The organism is Candidatus Methylomirabilota bacterium (genome assembly GCA_035709005.1).
Classification (GTDB): domain Bacteria; phylum Methylomirabilota; class Methylomirabilia; order Rokubacteriales; family CSP1-6; genus 40CM-4-69-5.
Map to the genome: position 1 here is coordinate 48681 of DASTFB010000101.1, position 16923 is coordinate 65603.

A 16923-nucleotide genomic window follows, 5' to 3' on the forward strand; every position below is an offset into this window, starting at 1 on the left:
CTCAGCGCTCACGACCCGCGCTTTCCGAAATACCCGCGCCTGCCGGTGCTGGCGTGCGCGGGGTACGTCGCCGGCGGTGACCAGCCCTCCACCGCCGGCGACTCGTGCTCCGAGCGCTCCGGTTAGGAGCGGTCAGGCGCGCGCTTGTGGAAGTGCCCGCGGCCCTCCCCGAGCTTGGCGAACGCTTCCCGCTGTTCCGGGGTGAGCACCGGGGTGATCGCCTGGAGCATCTTCACGCGCTGCTCCACCCCAGCCGCGGCCAGCTGCTGCACCTCGGCCTGCTTGGCGTCGATGCTGGCCTGGTCGGCTTCGATCAGAACGAGGCGGCGGAGCTCGGTCTGGGCTGCCCGCATCTGCTGCCAGTGCTGCTTGCGGGCCTCGGCGTTACGCGTGCGGATCTCGCGGATTGCCTGGACCTGCTGATCGGTGAGCCCCAGCCGCTGCTGGAGCCGCTCCTCCCAGGCGTGATGTCGAGCGTGCGCCCGCTTGGGCTCCTGCGCGAAGGCGGCCGTCGATACCGCGAGGGCGCTGAGGGTCAGCAGCGCGGCGGCCCGGAACAATACGGTGGTTCTCATCCGAAGGGACACCTCCATCGAAGATTCGATACTCGGCAGGTAAGACGGACGGCTGACGTCCGCCGTTTACGCGGTGGTTCGAGCGCGACCTGTCAAGGCCACCACAGATAGAGGAAGCGCGGCCCGGGTGCGGCCAGGGCGGCGAGGCCGGACACGCTCGCCTCGAGCCCCCCACTGGCGCCCTCGGCCCGTGCGTAGTACGTCGCGCGGTACTGCCGCGGCCTCCGGTAGACCACAACGCGCGCTTCGCTCACGCCGGCCGCTTGCCGGGCCAGGGCCAGCGCGTCCGGCATGTAGCCGAGACGGTCGACGAGGCCGTGGGTCAGGGCCTGCTGGGCCGTGAACACGCGGCCGTCGGCCAGCCGGCCCGCGGCGTCGGCAGACAGCCGCCGGCGCTCGGCCACCTTGGCCACGAACTGGCGGTGCAGATCGTCGATCACCGACTGCAAGATCGTCCGTTCCTCGCCGGTGAGGGGACGGAAAGGGCTGCCCATGTCCTTGTGCTCGCCGGACTTGATCGTGGTGGCCGCCACGCCGATCTTCTGCATGAGCCCTTCGGCGTTGACGTTCACCATGATCGTCCCGATGGAGCCGGTCACAGTCGTCGGGTGCGCGATGATCGTGTCGGCGGCCAGGGCGACGTAGTAGCCGCCGGACGCGGCCACGTCCATGAGGGCCGCCACCATCGGGATCTTGGCCCGCTCCCGGAAGAGCTGCAGCTCCCGGTACACGATGTCGGAGGCGGTCACCGTGCCGCCCGGGCTGTTGATCCGCACGACCAGCGCCCGCACCTTCGGATCCTCCTGGGCCTTCTTGAGCTCTTCACGGATGCGGACGAGCAGGGGAACGCGCGCGGGGGGCGAGCCGAGCGTGAGCACCGGCGTCACCGCCTCGTCGCTGAGGATGCCCGAGATGTCGAGGAGCAGGACCTTGGCGTCGCCCCGGCCCTCGACCGTCGTCTCTTCCAGCGGGCGGATGGGCGGCGTGAGGTCGAGCGAGACGACCGAGCAGCCGGCCAGCAAGAGGAAGATCGCGCAGACGGCCCACCGGACAGGCACGGGTCGAGTATACCGAAGCCTCGGCCTTGCCGGCTCGTGGTCCCGAGCGGATAATCGCGCTCCGTGGGCGGGCTCACCATCGACGACGTGCGGGCGGCCGCCCGCCGGCTGGCCGGACGGATCACGCGCACGCCGGTGCTCACCGCCGAGTCCCTGGATCACCGCAGCACCCTCCGGCTCTTCTTCAAGTGCGAGAACCTCCAGCGCGCCGGCGCCTTCAAGATCCGCGGGGCCCTGAACCGGCTGCTCATGCTCACGCCCTCGGAGCGCGAGCGCGGCGTGCTGGCCTTCTCCTCCGGCAACCACGCCCAGGGCGTGGCCCTCGCGGCTCGTCTCGTCTCCACCACGGCGGTCATCGTGATGCCGACCGACGCGCCCGCGTCGAAGGTGGCAGCCACGCGGGGGTACGGGGCCGAGATTGTCACCTACGACCGGTTACGCGAGGACCGCGAGGCCATCGCCCGGCGTCTGGCCGGCGAGACGGGGCGCGTGCTCGTCCCGCCGTTCGACGACTACGCGATCATGGCCGGGCAGGGGACCGCCGCGCTCGAGTTGCTGGAGGAGATCCCCGACCTCGACGCGCTGATCGCGCCCGTCGGCGGCGGTGGACTCATGGCCGGCTGCAGCACGGTGGCGCGGGCGCTCCGGCCCCAGATCGCGATCTTCGGCGTGGAGGCCGACACGGCGAACGACACCTACCTCTCGCTCCACAAGGGCGAACGGGTGACGATCCCGCCGCCGCCGACGATCGCCGACGGCATCCGGCTCACGACCCCTGGCGCGCTGACATTCCCCATTCTCCAGGGCAACCTCACCGACATCGTGCTCGTCACCGACGACGAGATCCGGGAGGCCGTGCGCGCGCTCACCCTCGGGCTGAAGGTCGTCGTGGAACCCACCGGCGCCGTCGCGGCCGCAGCGGCGCTCGCCGGCCACCTGCCGCTTCCCGCCGGGGCCAGGGTCGGCGTGATCCTCTCCGGCGGTAACGTCGATCTCGCGCTCCTGATCGAGATCCTCAGCGGGCGTGGAACGCCGGGATGATCTCCTCGGCCACCCGCTGCACCTGCTCGAGCACCCGGTCGGGCGGGCACATCGGCCGGAGCACGAATTTCGAGCCGCCGGCCCGCACGTATTCCTCCAGTCGCTCGTTCAGCAGGGCGGGGGGCCCGAACGCCGTGCACCGGGCCAGCGTGGCGTCGTCGGCGCGATTGCGGGGGACGAAGGGCGCGGCCATGACCGCCGCCGTCGCTCGGTCGGAGGCCAGGCAGAAGTAGACGAGCGCGCCGAAGTGGTCGGCGGGCACCTCCCGCCCCGCTTCGGCGGCGAGGGCCTGAGTCTTCTCTACCCCGACCCGAAACTGTTCAGGCGTGATGAACGACGGGATCCAGCCGTCGCCCAGGCGCCCCGCCCGCCGCATCGCGGCCTCGCTGTTGCCGCCGATCCACACGGGCAACGGCTGCTGGACGGGTCGGGGCAGCACGGTGATGCGCTCGAGCTGCCAGAACTCGCCGGCGTGGGTCACCTCGTCCTCGGACCAGCAACGGCGCATGATGGCGATGGCCTCGTCGGTGCGCCGGCCGCGCTCCTTGAAGGGCACGCCGGCGGCGCGGAACTCGCGCTCCTGCTCCACACCCACGCCGAAGGCGGGCAGCAGGCGACCGCCGGAGAGGAAGTCGATGGTAGCGAGCTCGCGGGCCAGCAGGACCGGGGTCCGGAAGGGCGTGATCAGCACGCTGGGGCCGAACTTCAGACGCCGCGTCCGCGCCGCCACGGCGGCCATCGCGGCGATCGGCTCGAGCACCGGCGCCGGCGACGTCAGGCGCTCGTTGAACCACAGCGAGTCGACGTCGCTCCGCTCGCACAGGTCCACGAACCGCCAGAAAGCCTCGGCGCCGGCCGCGCCGGCCGGCCAGCCCCCCGGCATGACGCCCAGACGGTACTTGATCTTCATGCCGGGATGCTACCACGCGCCGGATCCCTGGCGGTTCGATCGCGCACCTGCTTCGGCACCAGATCGATGAAGCAGAATCCGTCGCGAGAAACAGCGTCCCCCGGCTGCACGGCGATCTCGGCCGCAAACATCGGTCCAGCGAAACAGAACGTGTGGAACTCTCCGCGTTCCCCGCACGGATCGACGCCGCCTGGCAACTCGGCCAACAACGCCGCGTCGTACAGGCGGCCGACGAAGGCCTCGGGAAGCTTCTTGGGGTCGACGCACGTCAGCACCGCCCGCAGGCCACCGCGCAGCATGCTATGGGCGAGGGCCGGTGTGTCGGCGGCCGAGCACCATAACGGAAAGAGCGGCTCGATCCCCGTGCCGGACAGCATGCGGAGGCGGTACTCCCGCACGTCCTCCAGGAACAGGTCGCCAAAGGCGACGTGCGTCACGCCTTCTTGTCGTGCGCGCCCGATCACCGCACGCATCCTTTCCTCGTACCGGGCGTTGGAACAGGGGAACGGCAGAGGAACTGGCCAGAGGGGCAGACCGGCCGCCAGGGCTTGTTCTTCCACGAGAGCGTGGCGAACCGCGTGCATCGCCACACGGTCCGCGGCTTCGTTGAACGTGGTGAGCAGGCCCACGACCTCCACGTCCCTCCGCTGGCGGAGGACGTGCAGGGTCCAGGCGCTGTCCTTGCCCGAGCTCCAGGAAAGCAGAACGCGGCGCATACGGGTGGTTCCTTTAGAGGCCTCGCCTCGCCCCGGCCTGTGACGCGTTGATCGCATCGGTAAACGTAACACCTCCGCGAGGGCGATCGAAGAGACGCTTGCGTTTGACCTTTGTCCGGGTGCCCGTCTACAATGAACCGCGGTTCATTCGCCCGATCATGCGTGATCCGAGCAAGCCCCAGCAGATCATCGAAGCCGCGATCCGGGTCTTCGCCCGCAACGGCTACTACAACTCGCGCGTGAGCGACATCGCCCGCGAGGCCGGGATCGCCAGCGGCACCATTTACCTGTACTTCAAGACCAAGGAAGAGATCCTCGTCACGCTGTTCCGGGAGAAGATGGCCGAGTGGGTGGACCAGGTGCGCCGCCAGATCGCGGCGGAGCCGGACGCGGTGGCCAAGATCCGGCGACTGGTGGCGCTGCACTTCGGCGTGCTCGAGAAGGATCCCCACCTGGCCGAGGTCGTGCAGGTCGAGCTGCGCCAGGGGCACAAGTTCTTCCGCGGAGCGTCCGCCCACGAAGTGTCGGCGTACTTCGACCTCATCGGCTCTATCCTGGAGCAGGGCATCGCGGCCGGGCAGTTCCGGGCCGACCTGCCCGTCAAGCTGGCGACCAAGATGCTCTTCGGGGCGATGGATCAGGTGGCCACATCGTGGGTCCTGGGCAAGCGTGCCTATCAGCTCAGCGACGCCGCCGAGCCGGTGGCGTCGCTCTTCTTGCGAGGAGTGTGCCGCGATGACGTTTGAGACCCTGCTGTTCGTGCGGGAGGAGAGCTTCGTCGTGATCACGCTCAACCGGCCCCCCGCCAACGCCATCAGCGAGCCGCTCATGCAGGAGCTCAACGAGGCTCTAGCCGCCGTGGAGCAGGACGAGACGGTGCGGGCCGTCATCATCACCGGCAGCGGTGACCGCATCTTCTGCGCCGGCGCCGACCTGGGCTCGGCCTTCGCGGGCGGCAGCGTGGATGCGTTCATCCGCTTCGGCAACGGTGTGCTCAGGCGCATCGAGCGGTTCCCCAAGCCGGTGATCGCGGCCCTCAACGGTCACGCCCTGGGCGGCGGCTGCGAGATCGCCATGGCCTGCCACTTCCGGCTGCTCAAGGAGTCGGCGCGCATGGGCCAGACCGAGTCGAATCTGGGCATCATCCCGGGCTTCGGCGGAACCCAGCGCATGCCCCGCCTCATCGGCCGGACGAAGGCGCTGGAGTTCATGATTCTGGGCACCCAGGTTCCCGCCCCCGAGTGCCTGGCTCTCGGGCTCGTGAATCGTCTGAGCAAAGAGGGCGAAACCCTCGATGATGCAAAGGCTTTAGCCGGGCTCATCGCCAGGCGACCGCCGATCGCCACGCGCCTCATCATCGAGGCCGTGGACGACGGCCTGGCGGGCCCGATCGACCAGGCTCTCGAGATCGAGGCCCGGGCCTTCCTCAAGACGCTGCGCACGGAGGACGCTGCCGAGGGCATCCAGGCGTTCTTCGCCAAGCGCGAGCCCGAGTTCAAGGGGCGCTGAGGATGGACCTGGGCATCCGCGACCGCGTGGCCATCGTGACCGGGGGGGCCCGCAGCCTGGGCCGGGCCGACGTGGAGGTGCTGGCCGCGGAGGGCTGCCGGGTCGCCGTGCTCGACCTCAACGCCGAGGGCGCGGAAGAGGCGGCCAAGGAGGTCACCGCGGCCGGCGGCGTCGCCCGTGGCTACGCCTGCGACGTGCGCGATGCCGGGCGCGTCGCCGAGGTGGCGGCAGCCGTGGAGCGCGATCTGGGGCCGGTCTCGATCTGCGTCAACAACGCCGGCTTCGTCTACACGGTGGGTCAGCTCAAGGACACGCGGCTGGAGGACTGGGAGCTGAACCTGGCGATCAACCTCACCGGGACCTTCAATGTCACCAAGGCCGTCTTCCCGGGCATGCGGGAGCGGAAATGGGGCCGGATCGTGTGCATGGCGTCCATCGCCGGCCTCATGGGCGGGTTCGGGCAGGCGGCCTACGCCACCACCAAGATGGGCGTGATCGGGTTCGCCCGCTCGGTGGCGCTGGAGGGGGCCCGCCACAACGTGACCTGCAACGTCATCGCGCCGGGGATCATCGGGCCCAACGCCAGGCTCTCTCCCCTGTACGACCGCATGGTCAAGCGGGTGGCGATGCAGCGCGAGGGCGAGCCGGAGGACGTGGCCAGCGCCATCGCCTTCCTGTGCTCGGAGCGGGCCCGCTACATCACCGGGGCGGTGCTGACCGTCACCGGCGGCATGGATCTGTTCACCTTCTAGAGGAGGGGTGTGATGGCGACCGTGAGCGAAGTGTTCGACCAGATGGCGAGCCGGTTCCGCGCCGACAAGGCCACCGGCACGAACGCCGTCGTGCAGTACGACATCACCGGCGAGGGCGGCGGGACCTGGCACGCCACGATCAAGGACGGGGCCTGCGCGGTGCAGCCCGGGCCGGCGACCAATCCCAACCTGACCCTGTCCATGGCGGCCCAGGACTGGCTGGACATGGTCTCGGGCAAGCAGTCGGGCCAGATGCTGTTCATGTCGGGCAAGCTCAAGCTGAAGGGCGACATGGGGCTGGCCATGAAGCTGGGGTCCATGTTCTCGATGTAGGCGAGGGCTGGGCGCGGCGCCTTGTGAGCATTGACGCAGGGTGTTAGACTCCCTGCGACAAGGAAGCCTGATGGCCTACGTCATCAAGCGCTACTCGAATCGCAAGCTCTACGACACGCAGGAAAGCCGCTACGTCACCCTCGAGGAGATCGAGGAGATGATCCGGGCGGGCAAGGAAGTATCCGTGGTCGACGCGGCCTCCGGCGAGGATCTCACGTCGGTGACGTTGACCCAGATCATTCTGGAGAACGAGCGGACCCGTCGCAGCGCGCTGCCCCCGGCGTTCCTGCACCAGCTCATCAAGTACGGCGAGACATGGCACGACTTCGTCCAGCGTTCCATGCGGGCCAGTCTCGAGGGGATCGTCTCGAACCAGCGGGAGATGGAGCGAATCGTCCGCGAGTGGGCGACGCGGGCCGGATGGCCGGCGAGCTCCGGCCGGGCCGAACCCAAGCGAGAGGGCGATCCCGACGCCGACCGCCTGCGCCAGGAGGTGGCCGCGCTCCGCGAGCGCCTGCGCGCGCTGGAGGAGCGGCTCGAGAAACGCCGGGCCGAGAAGTAGCCGTCCGAGCCCCTGCCTGAGCGATCATTGTCTCGGGCCTGGCCGAGCGTTGTTGACAACGCGCTGCGTTACGACCGGGGTCGGGTCGCGCAATGCGTCACACAGCAGCGTGATACGGTTCTGGCCCGATCCAAGGCGTCCGAGGAGGCAGGCTGATGGCCACCAACGATACCCTGGCCCGGATGTTCTGGAGCAGGGTCGAGCGCAGCGCCGACAAGCCCGCGCAGCGGTTCAAGCGCGACGGCACCTGGCACACCCTCACCTGGCGGCAGGTCGGCGACATCGTGCAGGAGCTGGCCCTGGGGCTGATCGCGCTCGGCCGCCAGCAGGGCGACACGGTGGCGCTGCTCTCGGCCAGTCGCATGGAGTGGGCGCAGGCCGACATGGCCATCCTCAGCGCGGGCTGCGTGACGGTGCCGATCTATCCGAGCTACCCGCCGGAGCTCATCGCCTATGTCGTCAACGATTCTCAGGCCCGGACGCTGATCGTCGAGGATCCGGTCCAGCTCGCCAAGGCCCTGGAGGCGCGGGGCAAGATGGAGTCGCTCGAGCACATCGTCGTCATCAGCGGGTACGAGGCCCCCCAGCCCCCCGAGATGATCCTGACCTGGCAGTCGCTCCGCCGGCTCGGCCGGGACTGGCGAGCCTCGTTGCAGTCCACGCTGGCCGAGCGCCTGGCCGCCACGCGGCCGGAGGACGTCGCCACCATCGTCTACACCTCGGGCACGACCGGACCGCCCAAGGGCGTCGTGCAGACGCACGGCAACCACATGGCCGCGCTCAACGCGGCGGGGCAGGAGCGGCGCGTCGAGGAGGGGTGGGTGCACCTGCTCTTCCTGCCGCTGGCCCACTCGTTCGCGCGACTGGAGTCCTTCATCGGGCCGTTCGAGGGGTTGACGACGGCGTTCGCCGAGAGCCTGGACAAGGTCGCCGAGAACCTGCGCGAGACACAGCCGCACTTCATCTGCTCGGTGCCGCGAGTGTTCGAGAAGGTCTACGCGAAGATTCTCGCCGGCGTGGCCGTTTCCTCCCCGCTCAAGCAGCGCATCTTCCACTGGGCGCTGGGGGTGGGGCGCGCGGTGAGCCGGCTGCAGCAGGACGGCAAGCCGATTCCGGCCACCCTGGCGTTGCGCCATCGCATCGCCCACAAGCTGGTGTTCGCCAAGCTCCACGCGGCCCTGGGCGGGCGCCTGCAGTATGCGGTGAGCGGCGGGGCCCCGCTCTCGCGTGACATCGCCGAGTTCTTCCACGCCGCCGGCATCCTGGTGCTGGAGGGCTACGGGCTGACCGAGACCTGCCCGGTGCTCACGGCGAATCAGCCGACCCGCTTCAAGTTCGGCTCGGTCGGGCGTCCCGTGCCCGGCGTCGAGCTGAAGATCGCCGCCGACGGGGAGATCCTGGCCCGGGGAGCGAACATCGCCACCCGCGGTTACTTCAAGCAGCCCGACGCCACCCGGGAGGTCTTCGAGCCCGACGGCTGGTTCCACACGGGCGACATCGGCCACCTCGACGGCGACGGGTTCCTCTACATCACCGACAGGAAGAAGGACCTGATCGTCACGGCCGGCGGCATGAACATCGCGCCCCAGAATGTCGAGAACGTCCTGAAGGCCGATCCGTTCATCAGCCAGGTCATGGTCTACGGCGATCGCAGGCCGTACGCGGTGGCGCTCATCGGCCTGAACCCGGAGGAGCTGCAGAAGTTCGCCCAGGAGCAGGGGATCATGGTCAGCGACCCCGCCGTGCTCGTCAAGGATCCCCGGGTCATCGAGCGCGTGGAACGGATCGTGGAGGAGAAGAACACCAAGCTGCAGTCGTATTCCCAGATCAAGAAGTTCTCCATCCTGCCCTCCGACTTCAGCCAGGAAGGCGGCGAGCTCACGCCCACGCTCAAGGTCAAGCGCAAGGTGGTCATCGAGAAGTACCGGGACGCCCTGGAGTCGCTCTACCGGTGACGGCCCTCGGCGGGACAGTGGCGGTGATCACCGGCGCCAGCCGTGGGCTGGGCCGCGCCATGGCGGTGGCGTTCGCCGAGGCCGGGGCCGACATGGCGCTGGCCGCTCGGTCCAAGCCCGACCTGGAGGAGACCGCGCACCTGGTGCAAGCGGCCGGGCGCCGCGCGCTGGTCGTGCCGACCGACGTGACCTCCTATGCGGAGGTCGAGACCCTGATGACCCGCGCCCTCCGGGAGCTCGGGCGACTGGACATCGTGGTCAACAACTCGGGGGTGGCCCGGGTCAAGCCCCTGGTGGAGTGGACGCCCGACGAGTGGCGGGCCCTCGTCGACGTAAATTTAATGAGCGTGCTCAACGGGTGCCGGGCGGCGGCGCCCCATCTGATCGCCCAGCAGGCGGGCAAGGTCATCAATGTGTCCTCGATGCTCGCCGCCGTCGGCCTGGCCGGCTACTCGGTCTACTCGGCGACCAAGGGCGCCATCATCGCCTTCACCCGCACGATGGGGGTCGAGTGGGCCCGCAACAACATCCAGGTGAACGCCATCGCGCCAGGCTGGTTCGACACCGAGATGTCGGCCCCGGCGTGGCGGGAACCCCGCATCGGCGAGCGGCTGGTCCGCGACATCCCGGCGCGGCGGATCGGCCGACCGGAAGAGATCGGCCCACTGGCCGTCTACCTCGCTTCGGCGGCCTCCGACTTCATGACCGGGCAGACGATCTTCCTCGACGGCGGCCACACGGCCGCCTGACCCGCCGGGCCGGGCGATTGTTGTCCGGCCAGGGCTCCTCGGGTACAGTGGGCCGCCATGAACGCCGCCGTCCTGCACGGCCCACGGGATCTGCGCGTGCATGCGTCGCCGGATCCGGTGCCCGGCGACGACCACGTCCTCGTCCGCGTGGCCGCGGCCGGGCTCTGCGGCACCGACTACAGCATCTGGAGCGGGGACCGGCGCGTGGCCTACCCGCGGATCATGGGCCACGAGTTCCTGGGCGAGGTGGCGGCGGTCGGCCCCGGCGTCACGCGGGTGGCTCCGGGAGCGCGCGTCGTGGTCGAGCCCAACTACTCCTGTGAGCGCTGCCCGCTCTGTCTCGAGGGCAACCGTAATCTCTGTCTGAGCCGGACGGCGGTCGGCATCGACACCGACGGGGGATTCGCCGACCTTGCCCGGGTGCCCGCCCGCTGCTGCTGGCCGGTCCCCTCAGGCCTGGCGACGGACGATGCGCTGCTGGCCGAGCCGCTCGCCGTCGTCGTGCGGGCGGCCAACCGGGGCGGTGTGCGGCAAGGGGAATCGGCCGCCGTGCTGGGGGCCGGGACGCTGGGGCTCCTCGCCCTGCAGGTGCTGCGGGCCCGGGGGGCCCGCGTGCTCGTGGTGAGCCGCACGGCACGGCGCTTCGAGCTGGCGCGGACGCTCGGCGCCGAGGCCACCCACGTCGCGGCCGAGGGCAGCCTGGAGACGGCGGCGCGAGGGTTCTCGGGCCGCGAAGGCGTGGACCTGGTGATCGAGACCGCGGGCACGCCCGACGCGGCCGGCCACGCCCTCAGCCTGGTGCGCCCGGGCGGGCGCGTCGTGCTGACGGGGCTGCCCCACGCGCCGGCGCCCCTCAGCATCTTCGGCGTCGTGCGCCGCGAGGTCACGATCCTCGGCTCGATGATCTATCAGGACGAGTTCCCGCAGGCCCTGCGCCTGCTCGCCGAGGGCCGGGTGCGCGGCGCCCCGCTCATCACCCACCGCTTCGGCCTCGAGGCCATCGCGCAGGCGTTCGTCGCGCACCGTGACCCGACGTCCATCAAGGTCGCCGTGCTGCCCCGGCCCTCCTGACATGGCCTTCGCGATCATCAACGGCATCCGGATCCACTACGAGATCGTCGGCGAGGGCGATCCGGTGCTCCTGATCAACGGGCTCTCGGCCCCGGCGGTGAACTGGGGGCTCCAGGTCAAGGCGCTGGCGCCGCACTTCCGGGTCGTCACCTTCGACAACCGTGGCGTGGGCGAGACGGATCTGCCGGCCGAGCCCGTGTACAGCACCGCCCAGCTCGCCGACGACGCCGCGGCGCTGCTCCGCCATCTCAAGATCGCGCGGGCCCACGTGGTGGGGGCCTCGATGGGCGGCACCATCGCCCAGGAGCTGGCCCTGCGCCACCCGCGGCTGGTGCGCTCGCTGGTGCTGGCGTGCTCGTGGGGGCACGCGGACGCGCGCTTCCTGCACACGATCGAGTCGTGGATCGCGCTGGCCCACCGGGTGCCCGTCGAGGAGCGCCACCGTCACGTCCTCTACCCCTTGCTCTACAGCCCCCGGTTCTTCGAGAAGAAGGAGAACCTCGAGACGGTCTTCCAGCGGACGATGGCCTATCCTCACCAGACCAAGCCGGAAGCCATCGAGCGCCAGGGCCGCGGCATCCTGGCCTGGAACGGCACGCGGGTGACCCGGCTCAAGGCGATCCGGGTCCCCACACTGGTGCTGGTGGGCCGAGACGACATCCTCACGCCTCCGGAATTCTCACGCCGCCTGGCCGGGCTGATCCCTCGGGCCCGTCTGGCCGTGCTGCCGGGCGGCCACGCGTTCTTCATCGAGGAGGCCGAGCTCTTCAATCGCGCGATGCTGGGGTTCCTGCGCGCGGTCCGGGCGAAGTGAGCGCCGCCTGACCTGGTTCGTTCTCGCGCTGGCCTCGGCGCTGTTCCAGGTGCTGCGCAACACGACGATGAAGCGCCTGGGCCACGCGCTCGACGAGTACATCAACGTGTGGGGTCGGTTCACCTTCCTGCTGCCGTTCGCGCTGATCACCGCGTGGGCGACGGGCTGGCCGGAGCTGGGGCCGGGCTTCGCGGGCTGGTGTCTGGCGTTCGGCGTGTGCCAGACCATCTCCACGCTCGCGCTGTCCAAGGCCCTCAAGCTCTCGGCCATCTCGCTGGTCACGGCGCTGTGGAAGGTGAGCCTGCTGGTGCTGCTGCTGATGGGGTACGCGTTCGGCGAGCGTCCCAGCGCGCTGGGCGTGGCGGGCGTCCTGCTCTCGGCCGCCGGCGTCTACCTGCTCAACGTCTCCCGGGCCCGGATCTCTCCGTGGGCCCCGCTGGTGGTGCTCGTCACCGACCGTGGCCAGCGCTACACTCTGCTGGCGGCCCTGTTCTACGCCCCCTCGGTCCTCACGATCAAGGAGGCCATCCTGGCCTCCGATGCCGCGACCGGCACGCTGGGCGCGTACGCGGCGGCGAGCGTGATGATGACCCCCGTGGCCCTGTTCACCTCGGCCCGTCACTTCGGCGCGGTGCCCCGCTACTGGAAAGCGTTCGTGGCGCTCGGGCTGTTCGCCGCGCTCACGACGCTCAGCCAGGGGGTCGCCTATACGCTGACGCTCGCCTCCTATGTGGAGGCCGTCAAGCAGGTGGAGATTGTCTTCGCTATGGCCGTCGGCGTCCTGGCGTTCAGCGAGGCCCAGCGGGTCAGAGAATCCGCGCCGGGGGCCCTGGTGATGCTGCTGGGCATGGTGCTGCTGGCGCTGGCCGGCTAGGCCGCCGCGAGCAGACTTCGCGCTTGACGCCGGCATGATCCGGCTGTATCAGCCGGGCATGGCGCCTGGGATCGGCCGATGAAGACCCGACTGGCGGACGGGGTCGCCCTCTGCCTGACCGACGTCCACAAGCGCTACGGCTCGCTGCACGTTCTGCAGGGGATCACCCTGGAAGTGGGCGACCGGGAGATCATCACCGTCGTCGGACCGAGCGGGTGCGGCAAGACCACGCTGCTGCGCATCGTGAACGGTCTCATCCCGCACGATCAGGGCGAGGTGTTCTTCCGCAAGGAGCCGGTCGCCGGCCCCCGCCCCGAACTGGCCATGGTATTCCAGCACTTCGGGCTGTTTCCCTGGAAGCGGCTCCATCAGAACGTCGCCTACGCGCTCAGCCTGCAGCGTCGCCAGCGAGTGGAGATCGACCGCCTCGTCAACCACTACATCCGGCTCGTGGGGCTGCAGGGGTTCGAGGAGCGGTTCCCCGCCGAGCTGTCGGGCGGGATGCGACAGCGGGTCGGCCTGGCCCGAGCCCTCGCCGCCCAGCCCGACGTGCTGCTGCTCGACGAGCCGTTCGGCGCCCTGGACGCCCTCACCCGCGAGCAGCTGCAGGAAGAGCTGCTGCGGATCAACGAGGTCGAGCCCAAGGCGATGATCTTCGTCACCCACAGCATCGACGAGGCCCTGCTGCTGGGGGATCGCGTCGTGGTGATGAGCCCCCGGCCGGGGCAGATCCGGTTCGAGCTGAAGACCGAGTTCGGACGTGGGCGGAACCTGGAAGCCCTGCGCCGCAGCGGCCGGTTCCAGGCGCTGCGCCACTATCTCTGGGAGGCCATCCGTCACCCCAACGCGGAGCCGGGTCCGGTTCCCGACCAGGGTTGGGTCGAAAAGGAGATGCGTCCGTGACGACTCTTGCGCCCGTTGCCGACGCGCTGCACGCCAAAGCGACCGCCCGTACGCCGGCCTGGCTGGCCTGGCTGCTGGAGCCCCGCGTCTACGTGCGCGTGCTCTCCGTGGCCACGGTGCTGGGCGCGTGGGAGCTGCTCGGTCAGCGCGGGATGATCCCGCCCGCCATCTTCAGCTACCCGAGCGCCATCGTGTCCGCGTTCATCGGGCTGCTGGGGAATGGCGAGATGGCGGTGGCGGCCTATCAGAGCTCGCAGATCCTGTTCACCGGGCTGGGCATCGCCATTCCCGGCGGGATCCTCATCGGCATCCTGATGGGGCGCTTCCGCACGTTCGAGTACGCCGTGGACGTGTTCATCTACGCGCTCTACGCGACCCCGGTGGTGGCGCTGGCCTTTCCCATCGCCATGGTGCTTGGGGTGGATTTCGTCGGAAAGACCACCATCGTCATCTTCTTCGCGATCATTCCCGTGATCGTGAACGTCTTTCACGGCGTGCGCAACATCGACCTCGAGCTCCTGGAGGTCACGCGCTCGTTCTGCTCGAGCGAGGGCCAGCGCTGGCGCGACCTGATCTTCCCCTCGGTGGTGCCCTACCTGGTCGCCGGCCTGGGCATGGCGATGGGCCGCGGGCTGGTCGGCATGGTGGTGGCCGAGTTCCTCATGAGCATCTCGGGGCTGGGGGCCCTGAGTCAGGACTACATCGCCAACCTGGAGCTGGACAAGGGGCTGGCGCCCGTGCTGCTGCTGATGATCGCGGGGATCGTGCTCACGAAGCTGATCGGGGTGTTCGAACACAAGTTCGCCGCCTGGAGAGTTCGCGCGGAGTCCTAACCCACACCAAGGGAGGCAGCCATGAGACGGACAGTGCAGGGGATGGCCGTGCTCGTCCTGCTCGCGTTTCTGCCCTGGCTCGGTCCCGGCGCCGCTGAATCGGCGGACAAGCTGCTGCTCGGCATGCCGGTGAAGCCGCCGAACATGGTGCACGTGCCCGTCTTCTACGCCCTGGACAAGGGGCTGTTCAAGAAGCACGGCCTCGACGTCGAGGTGAAGTTCTTCCGGGGCGGCGGCGCCACCCACCGGGCCGCGACGAGCGCCCAGAGCGACCTCGACGTCGCCTGGGTGCCGGCGCCCATCGCCATGAGCGGGATCTCGGGCGGCAGCGGCCTCAAGATCTTCCACTCCATGGCGTTCAAGAACGAGGCGCAGGTGGCGGCCAAGCCCGGCATCACCTCACCGGCCGGGCTGAAAGGCCTGACCATCGGGATCGAAGACAAGGGCGGGTACAGCCATCTGGGCGCCCTGGCCGTCATGGGGACGGCGGGCCTCACGGACGAGGACGTCAAGTACATCAAGACGCCTCCGCCAGCCCGGGTGCCGTATCTGATCGGGGGCAAGGCCGACGCCGTCGTCATCCACGTGGAGCAGGTCCTCCTGGCCCAGAAGCAGCAGCCGGGGGTCACGAGCCTGGGCGACATCTGGAAGCTCATGCCCGACTATCTCTACGGCGCATTCGTCGCCCCGGAGGCCAAGCTGGAAAGCCGGCGGGACGCATACGTCCGCTTCACTGCGGCGATGATGGAGTCCAACCGGGCCGTCTACAAGGACAAGGCGGGCTACCTGGAAGTCGCCAAGAAGTGGATCGGCCCGGTCTACGCCGAGCACCCGGACATCGTGGACAGGACCTACGAGACCTTCGTCAAGGAGCGGATCTGGTCGGTGAACGGCGGCTTGCCCAAGTCGAGCGTGGAGTGGACGAACACCTTCAACGCGAAGCTGAAGAAGTACCGGGGCGTGCCGCCGACCTACGAGCAGCTGGTGGACCTCCGCATCGGCAAGGAAGCCCTCGCCAAGGTGGGCGAGGTGGAGCCTGCCGAGCAGTGAGGGACGCCATGGCGAGCGGAGTCTCCGGCTTCACCGTGCGGCGCCGGCCGCCCACTCCGGCCCGGGTGCTGGCCAGCGGGGCGACGGACTTCTTGCGCAAGTACGCCGCCGACGCGGAGGCTTCGCTCGCCGTGCCCTTCACAGGCATCACCACCGACGGCACGGTCGTCCCCGGCCTCTTCGCCCTCGCAAAGACCGGGGTGTCGACGCGTCCCATCCAGGATGCGGCCGAGGCGTTCGTCGCCTCGCTCGAGCCCGGGCAGCGGGCGCGCACGCTGTTCCCGGTGGACAGCGAGGTATGGCGACAGTGGAGCAACATCCATCCGTGGATCATGCGGCACGGCGTCTGTCTCGACGAGCTGAGCCCGAGCCAGCGGAGCCGGGCGCTGGCCGTCATGCAGGCGAGCCTGAGCGGGCGCGGCTACGACACGGCCCGCGACGTGATGAAGCTCAACGAGACGATCCGGGAGATCACCGGCAAGGACGACGAGTACGGGGAGTGGCTCTACTGGCTGTCGATCCTGGGGACGCCGTCGGCGACCGAGCCGTGGGGATGGCAGCTCGACGGCCATCACCTCATCGTCAACTGCTTCGTCCTGGGCGACCAGATCGTCCTGACCCCCATGTTCATGGGCTCGGAGCCGGTGGCGGCGGAGAGCGGCAAGTACGCCGGCACCCGGGTGTTCGCCGCCGAGGAACGGGACGGCCTGACCCTGGCGCGCTCGCTCAGCCCCACGCAGCTGGACAAGACGATCCTGGCCCGGGAGCTTCCCGGGGAGCTGTTCACCGCGGCCTTCCGCGACAACTTCGAGCTACGCTACGAGGGCATCGCCTACGGCCAGCTCGGCGACGGCCAGCAGCGGCTCCTCCTCGATCTGATCGACACCTACCTGGGACGCGTCCGCCCCGGCCACGCGACGATCCGAACGGACGAGGTGAAGCGGCACCTCGGGCAGACCTACTTCGCCTGGATCGGCGGGATCGAAGAGCACGCCGTCTTCTACTACCGGGTCCACAGCCCCGTGCTACTCATCGAGTTCGACCATCAGCGGGGGATCGCCTTCGACAACGACGAGCCCACGCGCAACCACATCCACACGGTCGTGCGGACACCCAACGGGAACGACTACGGGCGGGATCTCCTGCGCCAGCATCACGCCGCGTTCGACCACACGCGGCCCGATCACCGGCACGGGCACTAGCGCGGCGACGCGCCGA

General features: G+C 69.6%; 19 protein-coding genes. 15 read left to right on the forward strand and 4 right to left on the reverse strand.

What is annotated here, in order from left to right; genetic code table 11:
- Positions 1-122 precede the first annotated feature (122 nt).
- Positions 123-575 carry a Spy/CpxP family protein refolding chaperone gene (locus VFR64_18590; protein HET9491745.1) on the reverse strand — a complete coding sequence of 151 codons (453 nt, stop codon included), beginning with the start codon at positions 573-575 and terminating at the stop codon, positions 123-125.
- Positions 576-667: 92 nt separating this feature from the next.
- A complete protein-coding gene (gene sppA / locus VFR64_18595; protein ID HET9491746.1) occupies positions 668-1633 on the reverse strand; it encodes a signal peptide peptidase SppA in 966 nt (321 codons plus the stop codon).
- A gap of 63 nt (positions 1634-1696) precedes the next feature.
- On the opposite strand from sppA, the gene VFR64_18600 reads away from it, so the two are divergent.
- The gene (locus VFR64_18600) at positions 1697-2674 is read left to right on the forward strand and encodes a threonine/serine dehydratase (GenBank protein HET9491747.1); all 978 of its coding nucleotides are present in this window, start codon (positions 1697-1699) and stop codon (positions 2672-2674) included.
- On the opposite strand, the gene VFR64_18605 is transcribed toward VFR64_18600, so the two are convergent.
- Both VFR64_18605 and VFR64_18610 read right to left on the reverse strand, forming a co-directional pair.
- Complete coding sequence (locus tag VFR64_18605; protein ID HET9491748.1) at positions 2649-3584, reverse strand: TIGR03619 family F420-dependent LLM class oxidoreductase; 936 nt, start codon at positions 3582-3584, stop codon at positions 2649-2651. The genes VFR64_18600 and VFR64_18605 overlap by 26 nt on opposite strands.
- Complete coding sequence (locus VFR64_18610; GenBank protein ID HET9491749.1) at positions 3581-4300, reverse strand: ATP-binding protein; 720 nt, start codon at positions 4298-4300, stop codon at positions 3581-3583. The genes VFR64_18605 and VFR64_18610 overlap by 4 nt, the downstream gene beginning before the upstream one ends.
- A gap of 158 nt (positions 4301-4458) precedes the next feature.
- Between VFR64_18610 and VFR64_18615 the strand changes: the two genes are divergently transcribed.
- The 14 genes from VFR64_18615 to VFR64_18680 all read left to right on the forward strand — a co-directional run bounded on the left by VFR64_18615 (position 4459) and on the right by VFR64_18680 (position 16907).
- Complete coding sequence (locus VFR64_18615) at positions 4459-5046, forward strand: TetR/AcrR family transcriptional regulator (GenBank protein HET9491750.1); 588 nt, start codon at positions 4459-4461, stop codon at positions 5044-5046.
- Complete coding sequence (locus VFR64_18620) at positions 5036-5809, forward strand: enoyl-CoA hydratase-related protein (protein ID HET9491751.1); 774 nt, start codon at positions 5036-5038, stop codon at positions 5807-5809. Before VFR64_18615 ends, VFR64_18620 begins: the two co-directional genes overlap by 11 nt.
- Positions 5810-5811: 2 nt before the next feature.
- Entirely contained in the window at positions 5812-6561 is a 750-nt protein-coding gene (gene fabG / locus VFR64_18625) for a 3-oxoacyl-ACP reductase FabG (protein HET9491752.1), read from the forward strand.
- Positions 6562-6573: 12 nt separating this feature from the next.
- A complete protein-coding gene (locus VFR64_18630; GenBank protein HET9491753.1) occupies positions 6574-6894 on the forward strand; it encodes an SCP2 sterol-binding domain-containing protein in 321 nt (106 codons plus the stop codon).
- Positions 6895-6964: 70 nt separating this feature from the next.
- A complete protein-coding gene (locus VFR64_18635; protein HET9491754.1) occupies positions 6965-7456 on the forward strand; it encodes a polyhydroxyalkanoate synthesis regulator DNA-binding domain-containing protein in 492 nt (163 codons plus the stop codon).
- A gap of 155 nt (positions 7457-7611) precedes the next feature.
- Positions 7612-9411: a long-chain fatty acid--CoA ligase gene (locus VFR64_18640; protein HET9491755.1), complete on the forward strand. Its 1800-nt coding sequence runs from the start codon at positions 7612-7614 to the stop codon at positions 9409-9411.
- Positions 9408-10160 carry a glucose 1-dehydrogenase gene (locus VFR64_18645; GenBank protein ID HET9491756.1) on the forward strand — a complete coding sequence of 251 codons (753 nt, stop codon included), beginning with the start codon at positions 9408-9410 and terminating at the stop codon, positions 10158-10160. Before VFR64_18640 ends, VFR64_18645 begins: the two co-directional genes overlap by 4 nt.
- A 57-nt stretch (positions 10161-10217) precedes the next feature.
- Positions 10218-11231 (forward strand): alcohol dehydrogenase catalytic domain-containing protein, encoded by a 1014-nt coding sequence (locus VFR64_18650; GenBank protein ID HET9491757.1) that lies wholly within the window; start codon positions 10218-10220, stop codon positions 11229-11231.
- A gap of 1 nt (position 11232) precedes the next feature.
- Entirely contained in the window at positions 11233-12045 is an 813-nt protein-coding gene (locus VFR64_18655) for an alpha/beta fold hydrolase (GenBank protein HET9491758.1), read from the forward strand.
- A gap of 49 nt (positions 12046-12094) precedes the next feature.
- A complete protein-coding gene (locus VFR64_18660; GenBank protein ID HET9491759.1) occupies positions 12095-12919 on the forward strand; it encodes an EamA family transporter in 825 nt (274 codons plus the stop codon).
- A gap of 78 nt (positions 12920-12997) precedes the next feature.
- Positions 12998-13822 carry an ABC transporter ATP-binding protein gene (locus VFR64_18665; GenBank protein HET9491760.1) on the forward strand — a complete coding sequence of 275 codons (825 nt, stop codon included), beginning with the start codon at positions 12998-13000 and terminating at the stop codon, positions 13820-13822.
- Positions 13819-14655, forward strand: coding sequence for an ABC transporter permease subunit (locus VFR64_18670; GenBank protein HET9491761.1), 837 nt, complete (start codon positions 13819-13821; stop codon positions 14653-14655). Before VFR64_18665 ends, VFR64_18670 begins: the two co-directional genes overlap by 4 nt.
- Positions 14656-14676: 21 nt before the next feature.
- On the forward strand, positions 14677-15705 hold the full coding sequence (locus tag VFR64_18675) for an ABC transporter substrate-binding protein (protein ID HET9491762.1): 1029 nt from the start codon (positions 14677-14679) through the stop codon (positions 15703-15705).
- Between the two features lie 8 nt (positions 15706-15713).
- A complete protein-coding gene (locus VFR64_18680) occupies positions 15714-16907 on the forward strand; it encodes a DUF3500 domain-containing protein (GenBank protein HET9491763.1) in 1194 nt (397 codons plus the stop codon).
- The last annotated feature ends 16 nt before the right edge of the window (positions 16908-16923 follow it).

Coding starts and splice junctions, on each gene's coding strand:
- VFR64_18590 (HET9491745.1), bottom strand. CDS start 575: ATGAGAACCACCGTATTGTTCCGGGCCGCCGCGCTGCTGACCCTCAGC.
- VFR64_18605 (HET9491748.1), bottom strand. CDS start 3,584: ATGAAGATCAAGTACCGTCTGGGCGTCATGCCGGGGGGCTGGCCGGCC.
- VFR64_18610 (HET9491749.1), bottom strand. CDS start 4,300: ATGCGCCGCGTTCTGCTTTCCTGGAGCTCGGGCAAGGACAGCGCCTGG.
- VFR64_18615 (HET9491750.1), top strand. CDS start 4,459: ATGCGTGATCCGAGCAAGCCCCAGCAGATCATCGAAGCCGCGATCCGG.
- VFR64_18620 (HET9491751.1), top strand. CDS start 5,036: ATGACGTTTGAGACCCTGCTGTTCGTGCGGGAGGAGAGCTTCGTCGTG.
- fabG (HET9491752.1), top strand. CDS start 5,812: ATGGACCTGGGCATCCGCGACCGCGTGGCCATCGTGACCGGGGGGGCC.
- VFR64_18630 (HET9491753.1), top strand. CDS start 6,574: ATGGCGACCGTGAGCGAAGTGTTCGACCAGATGGCGAGCCGGTTCCGC.
- VFR64_18635 (HET9491754.1), top strand. CDS start 6,965: ATGGCCTACGTCATCAAGCGCTACTCGAATCGCAAGCTCTACGACACG.
- VFR64_18640 (HET9491755.1), top strand. CDS start 7,612: ATGGCCACCAACGATACCCTGGCCCGGATGTTCTGGAGCAGGGTCGAG.
- VFR64_18650 (HET9491757.1), top strand. CDS start 10,218: ATGAACGCCGCCGTCCTGCACGGCCCACGGGATCTGCGCGTGCATGCG.
- VFR64_18655 (HET9491758.1), top strand. CDS start 11,233: ATGGCCTTCGCGATCATCAACGGCATCCGGATCCACTACGAGATCGTC.
- VFR64_18665 (HET9491760.1), top strand. CDS start 12,998: ATGAAGACCCGACTGGCGGACGGGGTCGCCCTCTGCCTGACCGACGTC.
- VFR64_18675 (HET9491762.1), top strand. CDS start 14,677: ATGAGACGGACAGTGCAGGGGATGGCCGTGCTCGTCCTGCTCGCGTTT.
- VFR64_18680 (HET9491763.1), top strand. CDS start 15,714: ATGGCGAGCGGAGTCTCCGGCTTCACCGTGCGGCGCCGGCCGCCCACT.